General features: G+C 73.6%; 14 protein-coding genes and 2 pseudogenes. 7 read left to right on the top strand and 9 right to left on the bottom strand.

The window, feature by feature from the left end:
- The 3 genes and pseudogenes from ACZ4UX_RS19735 to ACZ4UX_RS19725 form a co-directional block, all read right to left on the bottom strand.
- Nucleotides 1–326 (bottom strand): annotated as a pseudogene (locus ACZ4UX_RS19735) (PLL family lectin); the annotation flags it as partial.
- Nucleotides 327–573: 247 nt separating this feature from the next.
- On the bottom strand, nucleotides 574–1002 hold the full coding sequence (locus ACZ4UX_RS19730) for a nucleoside deaminase (protein ID WP_465707572.1): 429 nt from the start codon (nucleotides 1000–1002) through the stop codon (nucleotides 574–576).
- The gene (locus tag ACZ4UX_RS19725; RefSeq protein WP_465707571.1) at nucleotides 999–1862 is read right to left on the bottom strand and encodes an LLM class flavin-dependent oxidoreductase; all 864 of its coding nucleotides are present in this window, start codon (nucleotides 1860–1862) and stop codon (nucleotides 999–1001) included. The genes ACZ4UX_RS19730 and ACZ4UX_RS19725 overlap by 4 nt, the downstream gene beginning before the upstream one ends.
- A gap of 94 nt (nucleotides 1863–1956) precedes the next feature.
- Here ACZ4UX_RS19725 and ACZ4UX_RS19720 point away from each other — a divergent pair, with 94 nt between their 5' ends.
- A complete protein-coding gene (locus tag ACZ4UX_RS19720; protein ID WP_329485529.1) occupies nucleotides 1957–2430 on the top strand; it encodes an Lrp/AsnC family transcriptional regulator in 474 nt (157 codons plus the stop codon).
- A 4-nt stretch (nucleotides 2431–2434) separates the two neighbouring features.
- Here the strand turns inward: ACZ4UX_RS19720 and ACZ4UX_RS19715 are convergent, their stop codons facing one another.
- Nucleotides 2435–2929, bottom strand: coding sequence for a beta galactosidase jelly roll domain-containing protein (locus ACZ4UX_RS19715; RefSeq protein ID WP_465707570.1), 495 nt, complete (start codon nucleotides 2927–2929; stop codon nucleotides 2435–2437).
- A gap of 209 nt (nucleotides 2930–3138) precedes the next feature.
- On the opposite strand from ACZ4UX_RS19715, the gene ACZ4UX_RS19710 reads away from it, so the two are divergent.
- Complete coding sequence (locus ACZ4UX_RS19710; protein ID WP_465707569.1) at nucleotides 3139–3879, top strand: hypothetical protein; 741 nt, start codon at nucleotides 3139–3141, stop codon at nucleotides 3877–3879.
- A gap of 37 nt (nucleotides 3880–3916) precedes the next feature.
- On the opposite strand, the gene ACZ4UX_RS19705 is transcribed toward ACZ4UX_RS19710, so the two are convergent.
- Entirely contained in the window at nucleotides 3917–4468 is a 552-nt protein-coding gene (locus tag ACZ4UX_RS19705; RefSeq protein ID WP_465707568.1) for a histidine phosphatase family protein, read from the bottom strand.
- Between the two features lie 314 nt (nucleotides 4469–4782).
- On the opposite strand from ACZ4UX_RS19705, the gene ACZ4UX_RS19700 reads away from it, so the two are divergent.
- A complete protein-coding gene (locus tag ACZ4UX_RS19700; protein ID WP_329485533.1) occupies nucleotides 4783–5001 on the top strand; it encodes a CbtB domain-containing protein in 219 nt (72 codons plus the stop codon).
- A 17-nt stretch (nucleotides 5002–5018) separates the two neighbouring features.
- A complete protein-coding gene (locus ACZ4UX_RS19695; RefSeq protein ID WP_465707567.1) occupies nucleotides 5019–5801 on the top strand; it encodes a CbtA family protein in 783 nt (260 codons plus the stop codon).
- A 144-nt stretch (nucleotides 5802–5945) separates the two neighbouring features.
- Here the strand turns inward: ACZ4UX_RS19695 and ACZ4UX_RS19690 are convergent, their stop codons facing one another.
- Nucleotides 5946–6512, bottom strand: coding sequence for a GNAT family N-acetyltransferase (locus ACZ4UX_RS19690; protein ID WP_359808803.1), 567 nt, complete (start codon nucleotides 6510–6512; stop codon nucleotides 5946–5948).
- A 69-nt stretch (nucleotides 6513–6581) separates the two neighbouring features.
- Nucleotides 6582–6809: pseudogene (locus ACZ4UX_RS19685) on the bottom strand (GNAT family N-acetyltransferase); the annotation flags it as partial.
- A 48-nt stretch (nucleotides 6810–6857) separates the two neighbouring features.
- Here ACZ4UX_RS19685 and ACZ4UX_RS19680 point away from each other — a divergent pair.
- The 3 genes from ACZ4UX_RS19680 (at nucleotide 6858) to ACZ4UX_RS19670 (ending at nucleotide 10086) form a co-directional block, all read left to right on the top strand.
- Nucleotides 6858–7769: a phytoene/squalene synthase family protein gene (locus tag ACZ4UX_RS19680; RefSeq protein ID WP_465707566.1), complete on the top strand. Its 912-nt coding sequence runs from the start codon at nucleotides 6858–6860 to the stop codon at nucleotides 7767–7769.
- 134 nt (nucleotides 7770–7903) lie between these two features.
- Nucleotides 7904–8707, top strand: a complete 804-nt coding sequence (locus ACZ4UX_RS19675) for a glycerophosphodiester phosphodiesterase (protein WP_465707565.1) — start codon at nucleotides 7904–7906, stop codon at nucleotides 8705–8707.
- Complete coding sequence (locus ACZ4UX_RS19670; protein ID WP_465707564.1) at nucleotides 8704–10086, top strand: MFS transporter; 1383 nt, start codon at nucleotides 8704–8706, stop codon at nucleotides 10084–10086. The genes ACZ4UX_RS19675 and ACZ4UX_RS19670 overlap by 4 nt, the downstream gene beginning before the upstream one ends.
- 55 nt (nucleotides 10087–10141) lie before the next feature.
- Here the strand turns inward: ACZ4UX_RS19670 and ACZ4UX_RS19665 are convergent, their stop codons facing one another.
- Together ACZ4UX_RS19665 and ACZ4UX_RS19660 are read right to left on the bottom strand one after the other, a co-directional pair.
- Nucleotides 10142–10873 (bottom strand): heparin lyase I family protein, encoded by a 732-nt coding sequence (locus ACZ4UX_RS19665; protein WP_465707563.1) that lies wholly within the window; start codon nucleotides 10871–10873, stop codon nucleotides 10142–10144.
- A gap of 208 nt (nucleotides 10874–11081) precedes the next feature.
- Nucleotides 11082–12491, bottom strand: coding sequence for a uracil-xanthine permease family protein (locus ACZ4UX_RS19660; RefSeq protein WP_465707562.1), 1410 nt, complete (start codon nucleotides 12489–12491; stop codon nucleotides 11082–11084).
- Nucleotides 12492–12508 lie beyond the last annotated feature (17 nt).

The raw sequence follows: 12508 nt of genomic DNA, 5'->3' as shown, positions 1-12508 counted from the left end.
GGGCCCGACAGCTCGAAGCCCTGCCAGGCGGCGCCCTCGTACCAGTACCGGTCCTGGACGGAGCCGTTGGCGCCGACGAAGAAGACCTCCATGCTCCCGGGGACCCGCGAGACCGCCGCGATGCCGCCGTTGACGGAGGCGCTGCCGGCCGGCGCCAGCTCGTAGCGCCGCCACGGCGACCCGTCGTACCAGTACGCGCCCTGGACCGAGCCGTCCTGGGCGACCCACCAGAGCTCCATGCTCCCGGGGATCCGGGAGACCGCGGCGACCCTGCTCGACACCGACGCGCTGCCGGCCGAGGAGAGCGTGAATTGGTTCCAACTCATCTGGGACCTCCCGTAGTTCGCTGGAGAAGCGACGGGCCGGAAGGCTCCCGGCCCGCTCCGCGCGGGGCGCTCTCCGGTCTCCCGGGCCGAGCGCCCCACCGCGTGCTCCCACGGTAGGAATCCGCCGGGGCGAGGGCATGAGGCCGTGGTCCTGCCTGTGTCCCGGGACCAGTGCACCACCCGGGCCCGCACCGCCCTGGGACACCGGCCCGGGCCCACCAGGTCGGCCGGGCCGCGGTCCTGACGGTCAGTGGTAGTAGCCCGCGACCACCGCCCGCACCTCGTCGTACAGGGCCGGGCCCTCCTGCGGGACGAGCGGCCGGCCGCTGCCCGGCCGGATGCCCAGGAGCTGATCGTTCGACAGGGCGAACACGACCCGCCGCAGCCCCGCCTGCTGGACGGCCGCCTCGCACATGGAGCACGGCTGGCAGCTGGTGTACATCGTGGTCGCCGCCGCCGTGGCCGCGTCCAACTCCCGTGCGGCCCAGCGCGCGAGCTTCAGTTCGGGGTGCGCGGTGATGTCCTGCTCGGTGCGGGTCGTGTTCCGCTCCTCCGCGAGCACCGCGCCGTCCGGGCCGGCCAGCAGCGATCCGAACGGCGGGTTGCCGCTCGCGCGGGCCTCGGCCGCGAGCGCGATCGCCCGCCGGAGGAGGGTGTGGTCGTCGGGGACGGTCATGACTGCTCCGTAGGGGTGAGAGGGGGCTGGATGTGCGCGGCCACGGTGGCGAGTGCCTGCCAGGCCGCCTGCGGACGGCGGGTCTCGCGCGGGTCGCCGTGGTAGGGGTCGAGGACGACGGTGTCGGCGCCCAGCAGCCGGAGCCGGTCGAGGTCGGCCATGACCTGCTCGATCGTGCCCTCGCCGGCAAGCCGGTCCGGTCCGGTGACCGGCTCCGCGGTGAGCCGGAGCGCGATCCGGGGGGCGAAGGCGGGGACGGGGCGCCGCTGTTCGGCGGCGAGCTCCCCCAGCCGGGCCACGGATCCGCGCAGCATCGGCAGGGTGCAGCGCAGCGGGTGCCAGGCGTCCGCGAACCGCACCGCGCGGCGCAGGCCCGCCTCGCTGTTGCCGCCGACCCAGAGCGGGATGCGCGCGGTCCCGTAGGAGGCGGTGTCCGCCCAGGCCGCCCTGAGGCCTTCCAGGTGGGCGTCGGTCAGCCGCCCCCGCCGTTCGAACGGGACCCCGAGGGCGGCGAACTCCTGCCGGGCCCAGCCCACCCCCACGCCGAGGACCAGCCGGCCGCCGCTCAGCTCGTTCAGGTTGGCCGCCATCCGGGCGACGAGCAGCGGGTGCCGGTACGGGGCGATGAGGACGGTCGTGCCGAGCCGGACCCGGCCGGTGACACCGGCCAGCCAGGACAGCGTGGTGAACGGCTCGTAGAAGGGGGCGGGGTAGCGCTCGGCGACATCGGGCGTGATGGCCACGTGGTCCGAGACCATCAGCAGGTCGAAGCCCAGGTCTTCCACCGTCCGGGCCCAGTCGCGCAGGACTCCGGGGTCGGTGCCCGGGCCGAAGTTGGGGACGTTGATTCCGATCTTCACACCGCACAGGCTAGCCAGGCCGGACCGGCCGTCAGAAGGGATTCCTGCCTGTTCAGGGGGGCTCCAGCCGTGGATTCACCGGTAATCTGAGCGGATGACCGAGACTCTCGACGCGACGGACTGGGCCATCCTGACCGAGCTCCAGCAGGACGGCCGGCTGCCCTTCACGGAGCTGGCCCGCCGGGTGAACCTGAGCGCGTCGGCGACGACGGAACGGGTCCGGCGGCTGGAGACGGCCGGGGTGATCACCGGCTACCGCGCCGAGGTGGACCTGGAGCGGACGGGGCATCCGGTGCTGGCGGTCGTCCGGCTGAAGTACCCGGGGCCGGGGACGCGGCACGAGCCGCTGCGCCGGCTGGTCGGCGAGCGTCCGGAGATCCTGGAGTGCCTGCGCACCACCGGGGACGACTGCTACGTCCTGAAGGTGGCGACCACGTCGATGGGCCATCTGGAGGAGGTCGTGGACGCGCTGGCCCAGCTGGGGAGCACGACCACCAACCTCGTCCTGAGCCGGACGCTGCCGTTCCGCGGCCCGCGCGTACCGCGCGCGGACGGCGGGCCGCTCTGAGTGGTCACGGCCGCGGGGGCGCGGTGGACGGCGCCGAGCACCGCCCACCGCGCCCGCGGGGCGTGGGTGGCACGGGTCGGGGCTCGTAGCGCCCGCTGTCGTAGCGGGGGCTGTCGTTCTGCCGGACGGCGAGCGAGGAGGCGTAGCTGCCGTAGGCGGTGAGGGCGACCTCGCCGAGACCGCCGGTGGAGCCGTCGAGGTTCCACATCGCGATCGCGACGGTGTTCGTCCCGTGGGGGTCGAGGATGCCGTTCGGGACCGGGAAGCCGTGCTGCGGCCCCAGGTAGTTGACGTAGTTGCCCGGGTGCCAGCCGTTGCCGAAGATCTCGGCCCGGTACCGGCGGGACGGGTCGTCGGTGAGGGTCAGACCGAGCGGGGTGTCCTGCCCGGCGGGCAGGCCGAGCGGCGCCGTGGTGGTGTACCAGGACACCCCCGGGGTGGTGTCGGTGGCGGGCAGCCGGGTGGGGGTCCAGTCCTTGGTCGGGTAGCCCGGCAGCATGTAGCCCGCCCCGACACGGTGGCTCGCCCGACCGGAACAGCCCCACCGGGCGGGCGGCGCCCGTAGCAGTCCGGTGACACGGAATGATCCATTCCGTCGACTGTTCGTACTACCTTCGATCATGCACAGCACCGCCGCAGCCCGGCCCCCACCAGGGAGGGAGCGGACAACGTGCCCGTCCTCACCCTTACTTGCACGGGAGAACCCGCATGTCCCTCAAGACGACCCGCCGCGCGTCCGCCGTCCGCTCGCTGGCCGGCACGGTCCTGACCACCGCCCTGCTGGTGTCCGCCGCGACGGCCTGCTCCTCCTCCCCCGGCACCGCCGCCGGCACCGCCGCGCCGACCACCGCCGCGACGGGGGCGCCCGGCGCGACCGCGACGCCCGCACCGACCGGCACCCCCGGCTCGACCGGCACCGCCGCGCCGAGCACCGCACCGAGCACCGCACCGAGCGCCGCGCCCGGCACCGCGAAGCCGACCGCCACGCCCACCGCGCGCCCGACCACCCCGCCGGCCGTACCGCCCAAGGCGACGTCGCCCGGCCACACCCAGACCCTGGTGGACGGCAGCACCGCCGAGATCCAGGACCTCGGCAACCAGAACTACCGCGCCAAGATCGTCAGCCGCGGCTCGGTCCTGGCCACGCTGGAGACGAACAACAGCGACACCGGGCTGGACGCCAACGACATGTTCGTCGTGCTCTCGATGGACGGTCAGGTCCACTCCTGGATGGGCGGCGCGCAGCAGGGGCCGGGCACCTTCAAGCTCGCGGGCGGCTGGACGGCCAAGGTCACCAAGGTCGGCGAGCTGCACTACCGCGCGCAGATCCTCGGCATGGGGAACGAGGAGGTCGGCACCCTGGAGGCCAACCAGCAGGACGACGGCGCCGTCGCCAACGGCGTGTACATCGTGCTCAGCACCGGCGGCCGGATCAGCGCCCACATGTGAGCCGCGCCCCGGGCCGGCCCGCCGTCGGCGCCCGGCCCTACCCGAGGTCCCGGCCGCAGCGCAGGTTCCACCGCCCCGCGCGCCCGGACAGTTCGGTGACCGACAGCGGACGGACGTCGAGCCGCCAGAAGACCGCCGGGGGCAGGCCGAGCGCGTGCACCACCGCGGCCCGGACCACCGCGGGCTCGGCCACCACCAGCACCCGGCCGGCGTCCCCGGCCCGCCCGTCCAGCCAGCCGCCGACCCGGGTGACCAGGGCGGCGACCGACTCCCCGCCGTGCGGCGCCGCGGCCGGGTCCGACATCCAGGCGGCGAGCGCCGCCGGGTCGGTGGCGGCGACCTCGTCGAGGCTCCGGCCCCGCCAGGCCCCGACGTCCAGGTCGGCCAGGTCCGGCGCCGGCTCGGCGCCGAGGCCGAGCGCCTCGGCCGTCCGGCGGCAGCGCGGCGCGGGTGAGGTGAAGGCCCGGGCCGGTGCCGGCAGGGCGCAGGCCGCGGTACGGGCGGCGGCCAGGGCCGCCTCGTCCGGCGGGCCGTCGTCGCCGAAGCGGGCCGCGCGCAGCTCGGACCCGATCACCGGTGCGACCAACATCACCCGTACCGTCACCCGACGTCCTCCCTGCCCGGAACCGCACTGTTGCACGCATACGGACGGAAGCTCGCGCGCGCGTTCGCGCCGGTCCGCGCGCCCATCACCCCCGCAACGCTCTTGGCGGCGCTCCCGCGACACGGTACCGTCCCTGCGACAACTGAAGACGACGGTGTGTGGAAGACCGGTGAGAAGCCGGCACGGTCGCGCCACTGTGAATCCGGAGCCTGGAGTACGTGCGGGCCCCGGCGAGTCAGACCCGCCCCCGTCGTCCGTGCTCCACCGAACGGGACGCGTGTTCCCGAAGGAGGTCGGCCATGGCTCACCCCATCGCCCCCGCTGCCAGCGCCACACCGGCCATCACCCCCATCTCGGTCAGGGCGATCCTGCCCTGGGCCGTCTTCTTCGGCATCCTGCTGATGGCACTGCTCTACTTCGTCGGCGCCGAACAGGGCGCCACCTCCCTCATCTCCGGCGAGGACGTGCACGAATGGGTGCACGACGGTCGCCACCTGCTCGGCTTCCCCTGCCACTGACCGAGGGGAACCGAACCGTGAACTCAGCGACCGTCAGATCCCTGCTCGTCCGCGGCATGCTGGCCGGCCTGGCCGCCGGTCTGCTCGCCCTGCTCGTCGCCTACCTGCTCGGCGAGCCCCGGGTGGACGCCGCCATCGCCTACGAGGAGGCGCACGCCGCCCACGGCGCCGACCACGGCATGGAGGTGGAGATCGTCAGCCGTGCCCTGCAGTCCACCGCCGGGCTGGCCACCGGTGTCCTCGTCTACGGCGTGTCCTTCGGCGGGACAGCCGCCCTCGCCTACAGCTTCGCCCTCGGCCGGGTCGGCCGCTTCACCCCGCGGGCCACCGCGGCCCTGCTGTCCGGGGTCGCGCTGCTCGCCGTGTACGTGGTGCCGTTCCTCAAGTACCCGGCCAACCCGCCGTCGGTGGGCGACCCGGAGACGATCGGCCAACGCACCACGCTGTACTTCCTGATGATGGCGCTCAGTGTGCTGCTGGCGGTCGCCGCGGTGATCGTCGGCAAGCGGCTCGCCCGGCGCCTGGGCAACTGGTACGCCACCGTCGTCGGCGTGTTGGGCTTCGGGGTGGCCATCGGCCTCGCCTACGTCCTCCTGCCCGCGATCAACGAGGTGCCCGAGGACTTCTCGGCCACCCTGCTCTGGCAGTTCCGGATCTCGGCGCTCGCCATCCAGCTCACTCTCTGGGCCACCTTCGGCCTGGTCTTCGGCCACCTCGCCGAACGGCTCCTCGCCCCGAAGCCCGCGACCGCCGCGGCGCCCCGGGAGACCGCGCGGAAGGCCGCCGCGTCCGCGCTCTGACCAGCACCGGCACGGCGACCCGCACGACCGGGGCCGGCAGGGACGACCTTCCGTCGTCCACCTGCCGGCCCCGTTCGCATTCGGTGGCAATGCGCCCATCTCACCACTGAGTTGACGCACCGACGGTTTCAGTCGGGAGGCCGGTCATGACCGCGGGCGGGTGAGGTCCGGTTCGTCGTCCCACCGCACCGGTGTGGCGGTGCCCGCGAGCCAGTCACGGCGCAGGACGGCGTACCCGACGCTGTCGTGGGCCGGTCCGTCGCCTGCGGGCCAGGCCTCCCGGTAGTGCGCCTCCTTGACGTAGCCGCAGCGCAGGAAGGTGCGACGCATGGCCAGGTTGTCCCGGCGGGTGGTTCCCTCGACACGGTTCACCTGCGGGAACTCGTCGAACAGATAGCGCGTCAGCCAGTCCAGTGCCCGGCTGCCGAGACCCTGGCCGCGGTGCGGTGCGGCGAGCCTCAGGTCGAACACCGGGGTCTCGTCGCCCAGGTCCTCCAGGCGGATCAGGCCGACGTCCCGGCCGTCGGCGGTGATCCAGAACGTCCGGGTCCGCGGACCGTCGAACAGGCCGTCCGCCACCCACCGGCGAGCCTGGTCGGCGTGGACCCGGGCGGTGCTGTGGAACGGCCACTCGTGGCCGCCGAGGAAGGCGACCAGCGCGTCCGTCTCGGCGGGCCGGTCGGGCAGGGAACGTCGGTAGGTGATCTCCACCGGGGCACCCTACGCGCGGGAGGCACCGGGCTCCCAGGCGTTTTCGACGGGACGGCGGCCCGTCCGGCCTCACCGGCGGCGGGCCTCCGGTCCGACAGCCTGGTGGGCGGTCAGCACGCGGGTGGTGCTGCCGTCGTCCTCCTGGATGTCCCGGACGTGTGCGAAGCCGATCCTGGTCAGCAGGGTCAGCGAGGCACTGTTCGGCGCGGCCACCGTGGCGTGCACCTCGGGCAGCCCGAGGGTGCCGAAGCCGTGGTCCACGAGGGCCCGGGCCAACTCCGTACCCAGGCCGGTGCCGGAACCCTCTAGGCTCGGCGGGTCGACGATCAAGGAGGAGGGCGACACGTGGGCGGCTGGGACAGGGCACTGGACGCGGCCGGGGTGGCCGACCCCGGGCTGCGCGAGGACTACGGCCGGCAGCGCCGGCAGGTGACGCGGTACAAGCCGGAGGCCGTCCTGGCCGCCCGGCTCCTGCTGCCCGCCCGGCTCGTGCCGCACGTCATCGCGGCCACCGCCTACATGCACCGCACCGACACCCTGCTCGACAGCGGCCCGCTGGACGGCCGGAAGGCGGCGTACGCGCGCTGGGAACGGGAGGTCGCCGACAGCCTCGCCGCCGGCCGGACCGACGACCCCGAGCTGCGCCCGCTGGTGAACACCGTCGCCACGCACCCCGCCCTGCGCGACCGCGCGCTGGAGCACCTCGCCGGAGCCGTCGCCGACCTCGACTTCACCGGCTTCGCCACCGAGGCCGACTACCAGCGCTACCTGGACGCCTACTCGTTGCCCGCGTTCATGGTCGTCGCCACCCTGCTCGGCCCGGACGGTGACCAGAGCGCCTACCGCAGCGCCTGCCGCACCTTCATCGACGCCAGCCAGCGGCTGGACTTCGTCAGCGACCTCGCCGAGGACCTCGCCGACGGCCGTCTGACGATCCCCGAGCAGACCCTGGCCCGGCACGGGGTCACCCGCGCCGATCTGGAGCGGGGCGAGAACCTCCCGGCCGTCCGGGCGCTGGTCACCGAACAGCTCGATCTGGTCGACCGCACCCTCGCCGAGGGCCCCGCCCTGCTCGCCCTCGTCCCGCCCGCCCACCGGCCGATGGTCCGCTGCATGATCGGCCTGGACGAACTGACCAGCGCCGCCGCCCGCGCCGACGTCCCGGCCCTGCTGCGCCGTTCGGCCGGACCGCCCAGGCCCGCCGCCCTCCGCCTGCTCGGCCGCGAGTACCTCCGGGCCCGCCGGGTGCGCGGCTGAGCGGTACCCGACCCGCCCACCACGCCAGCGGGCATTACTGCTTGACAGGGTGCGTAATACTGTAACGCGCACGGGCCCGAGCGCCGGCGGCGCCGGACCGACGGGCCCCTCTCCCAGCGAGCTCGGAGCACGACATGCACCCCTTCCTCGACCAGCCGGGGCCGCTGGCCTTCGCACACCGGGGCGGTGACCTCGGCCGTCCGGAGAACTCGCTCGCGGCCTTCGAGGCCGCCGTGGCCCTCGGGTACCGCTACCTCGAAACGGATGTGCACGCCACCGCCGACGGCGTCCTGGTGGCCTTCCACGACTCCCGCCTGGACCGCGTCACCGACCGCACCGGCGCGGTGGCCGACCTGCCCTGGGAGACCGTCAGGCAGGCCCGGATCGGCGGCACCGAACCGGTACCGCTGCTGGAGGACCTGCTCGGCGCGTTCCCGGAGGCCCGCTTCAACGTCGACGTCAAGGCGATGCCGGCCGTCGGACCGCTGGTCGGGGCGGTCCGCCGGACGAACGCCTGGGACCGGGTCTGCGTCGGCGGCTTCTCCGACAGCCGCCTCTCGGCCGTCCGCGCCGCCGCCGGCCCCCGGCTGGCCACCTCGCTCGGCCCCCGCGAGGTGGCCCGGCTGCGGCTGCGCTCGCTGGCCGGGCCGCTGCTGCGGGGCCCCGGGGCGCCGTTCGCCGGGGTGTGCGCGCAGGTGCCGGAGCGGTACCGGGGCGTGCCGGTCGTCGACCGCGCCTTCGTCCGCGCCGCCCACCGGCTCGGCCTGCCGGTGCACGTCTGGACTGTGGACGACCCCACACGGATCAGGGCTCTCCTCGACCTCGGGGTGGATGGCATCATGGCCGATCGCATCGACGTCCTGCGGGACGTCCTCGGCGAGCGCGGCTGCTGGACCGACGGCAGCACCGGCTCCAGCACGGTGACAGGAGCCTCATGAGCACCACGGCCCACCTTCCGGACCGCCAGGCGGTCACCACCGACGACCGGGCCCTGCGCCGGATGCAGTTCGGCTGGTACATCAACGACTGGGCGAACGCCGCCTTCTCGGCCACCGTCCTGACGGTGTTCCTCGGGCCGTACCTGACCTCGGTGGCCAAGAACGCCGCCGACGCGGCCGGCGACGTGCACCCGCTCGGCCTCTCGATCCGCGCCGGATCGTTCTTCCCCTACACGGTCTCCTTCTCCGTGCTGATCTCGGTGGCGGCGATGCTGCTGACCGGGACGGTCGCGGACCGCACCGGGCGGCACAAGGAGCTGATGTGCGGCGCCGCCTACGTCGGCGCGGTCGCCACGATGGGGATGTTCTTCCTCGACGGCGACCGCTACCTGCTCGGCGGCGCGCTGCTGGTGGTCGCCAACATCGCGTACGCGGTGTCGGTCGCGCTCTCCTACGCCTACCTGCCGGCCCTGGCCACCCCCGACGAACGCGACACCGTCTCCTCCAAGGGCTGGGCGTACGGCTACGCCGGCGGCGGCCTGCTGCTGGTCGCCAACCTCGCGCTGTTCGAGGGCCACGACGCGCTCGGCCTGTCCTCCGGCACCGCCGTGCGGATCTGCCTGGCCTCGGCCGGCCTGTGGTGGGCGCTGTTCACCATCGTCCCGATGCTGCGGCTGCCGTCCCGGGCCGGCGCGGTGCCCGAGCGCGCCGCGGCCGCACCGGACGACCGGCCCACCGCCGGGAGCCTGCGCGAACTCGCCCGCACGCTGCGCGGCATGCGCGAGCACCCGCTCACCCTGCTCTACCTGGGCGCCTTCCTCTGCTACAACGACGGCATCCAGACCGTCGTCTCCCAGGCCTCGCTCTACGGCAGCGAGGAGCTCGGCATGGACCAGACCTCATTGGTCGCCGCCGTGCTCCTGGTCCAGATCGTCGCGATCGGCGGCGCGCTGCTGCTCGGCCGGATCGCCCGCCGGTACGGTGCCAAGCGGACCGTCCTCGGCTCGCTGGTCGGCTGGGTGGTCACCCTCGCCCTCGGGTACGTCATGCCCGCCCACCAGCCCGCCTGGTTCTTCGTCCTGGCGTGCATGATCGGCCTGGTGCTCGGCGGCAGCCAGGCACTCTCCCGCTCGCTGTTCTCCCACCTCATACCGGCGGGCCGGGAGGCGGAGTACTTCAGCCTCTACAAGGTCAGCGACCGCGGCACCAGCTGGATGGGCCCGCTGGTCTTCGGCCTCGCCTACCAGATCACCGGCAGCTACCGCTCGGCGATCATCTCGCTGCTGGTGTTCTTCGTGATCGGCTTCGCCCTGCTGACGAAGGTCCCGCTCCGCCGCGCCATCGAGGCGGTCGGCAACCCCGTCCCCGAGCGGCTGTGACGGTCCGGACCCGGGTGGCAGGCCTGCTGCTGCCCGGGTCCGGACCACCGGGGCCTCACGAACCCGCGGTGGCCGCCTCCAGCGTGGTCGCCATGACCGGGCTGGTGAAGGTGTTCGTGGCGTCCCCCGAGGACGGGTGGTAGGAGCCCCACTTCAGGTAGTTGCGGGTGCCGTCCCAGGTGGTGCCCTTGAAGGTGCCCGAGCCGGTGGTGAACGTCTGCTTCACGCCGTCGAACCAGAAGTCGATGGTGCCGTCGGTGCGGCCGAGACGGATCTTCAGCGCGTAGGAGTGCCACTGGTCGTTGGCGGTCGGCGCGGTCCACAGCTGGTGCGCGACGTGCTCGGTGTCCCACTCCTGGAGGCGGATCCGCCCGGTCGTCGCGTCGATCTCGATCGGGTGGTTCGCCGTGCCGGTGCTCGGCGAGCACTTCAGCTGGAAGACGTACCGGCTGTTCGCGTCCTTGATGTCCGCCTTGGACGACCAGCCGAGGTAGAAGGTGTCCCCCTCCTTCAGGTCGGGGCCGAGCGTCTCGCAGCGCTCCTCGCCCGCGGCCTGGAAGGCCCGCCACACACTGCCCTTCGCCGTGTCCTTGACGACGCCGAAGTTGCCCGCCGCGCACTGGACTCCGGTGAACGAGGACGGGCCCTTGGCGGTGCTCGGGGTCCAGAGGACCTTGCCCGCCGCGGCGGCCGGGCTGCTGGCGGCGGCCGAGCCGCAGGAGAGCGCGAGCACGGTGAGGGCCGCGGCGCCGACGGCGGTCTTGCGGTGCTGGGACAGAAGGGACATGCCTCTCCCGGGTGGATGAGTGGCGGAGAACGGAGGCCGTCCGGCCGTGGGGGCGGCCCGGACGCGTGGATCGATCCGACCATCTGACCACCTGACGGACCGTTGTCCAAGCGGTCCGGCCGGTCGTGGCCCTTTCGGGCAGGTCCGCCGCCCGCCGGGGCCACGGCGGCGCGCCCGTCCGCGCGGGCGCGCCGCCGCGACGCGCCCGCTACCGGGTGTGCGGCGGTGCCCCGCCCTCGTCCCCGGTGCCCGCGTCGTAGGACGAGGTGCCCTCGTCCAGCAGCGGCTCCTGGGTCTTCAGGTGCGCGGGGGCCAGCGCCCGCAGCACGTGGTAGCCGGTGATGACGACCAGGGTGCCCAGCGCGATGCCGCTCAGGCTGAAGGTGTCGGTGAACTTCATGGTGACGTTGCCGATGCCGATGATGATGCCCGCGGCGGCCGGCACCAGGTTCAGCGGATTGCGCAGGTCCACCCCCGCGTTGGTCCAGATCTGCGCGCCGAGCAGCCCGATCATGCCGTACAGGATGACGGTGATGCCGCCGAGCACCCCACCGGGGATCGCGGCCACCACGGCGCCGAACTTCGGGCAGATGCCGAACAGCAGCGCGAAGCCGGCGGCGGCCCAGTAGGCGGCGGTGGAGTAGACGCGGGTGGCGGCCATGACACCGATGTTCTCCGAGTACGTGGTGTTCGGCGGGCCGCCGAGCACGGTGGAGAGCATCGAGCCGACGCCGTCCGCGGAGATCGCGGTACCCAGCTTGTCGTCCAGGTTCCGGCCGGTCATCTCGCCCACCGCCTTGACGTGCCCCGCGTTCTCCGCGACCAGCGCGATCACCACGGGCAGCGCCACCAGGATCGCCGACCACTGGAAGGTCGGGCCGTGGAAGTCGGGCAGGCCGACCCAGTCCGCCCGGCCGACGCCCGAGAGGTCCAGGCGCCAGTGGTCCGTCAGGTGCCCGCTCGCGTCCGCCGAGTGGATCCGCCCGAAGACCCGGTCGAACAGCCAGGAGATCCCGTACCCGAAGACCAGCCCGAGGAAGATCGCCACGCGCGACCAGAACCCGCGCAGGCAGACCACGGCCAGCCCGGTGAACAGCATCACCAGCAGCGCCGTCCACTGGTCCTGCGGCCAGTACGTCGAGGCGGTGACGGGCGCGAGGTTGAAGCCGATCAGCATGACGACGGCGCCGGTGACGATCGGCGGCATCGCGGCGTGGATGATCCGCGCCCCGAACCGCTGGACGGCGAGGCCCACCAGGAACAGCGCCCCGCCCACCACGAACACCGCGCCGGTGACCGTCGCGCTGGTACCGCCCTGCGCCCGGATCACTGCGGCCACGCCGACGAAGGACAGCGAGCAGCCGAGGTAGCTGGGCACCCGACCGCGGGTCGCCAGCAGGAAGATGACGGTCGAGACGCCGGACATCATGATCGCCAGATTGGGGTCGAGCCCCATCAGCACGGGGGCCACGAAGCTCGCGCCGAACATGGCCACCACATGCTGGGCGCCGAGCCCCGCCGTCCGGGGCCAGGAGAGTCGTTCGTCCGGAGCGACGACCGCTCCCGGTGCGGGCGTACGCCCGTCACCGTGCAGCTTCCAGCGCACGCCGAGATCCATGTGGGGGGTTCGCTTTC

The organism is Kitasatospora sp. NPDC028961 (genome assembly GCF_055564815.1).
The sequence above is the reverse complement of the archived record's forward strand: the minus strand, read 5'-3'. Positions and strand labels throughout refer to the sequence as shown.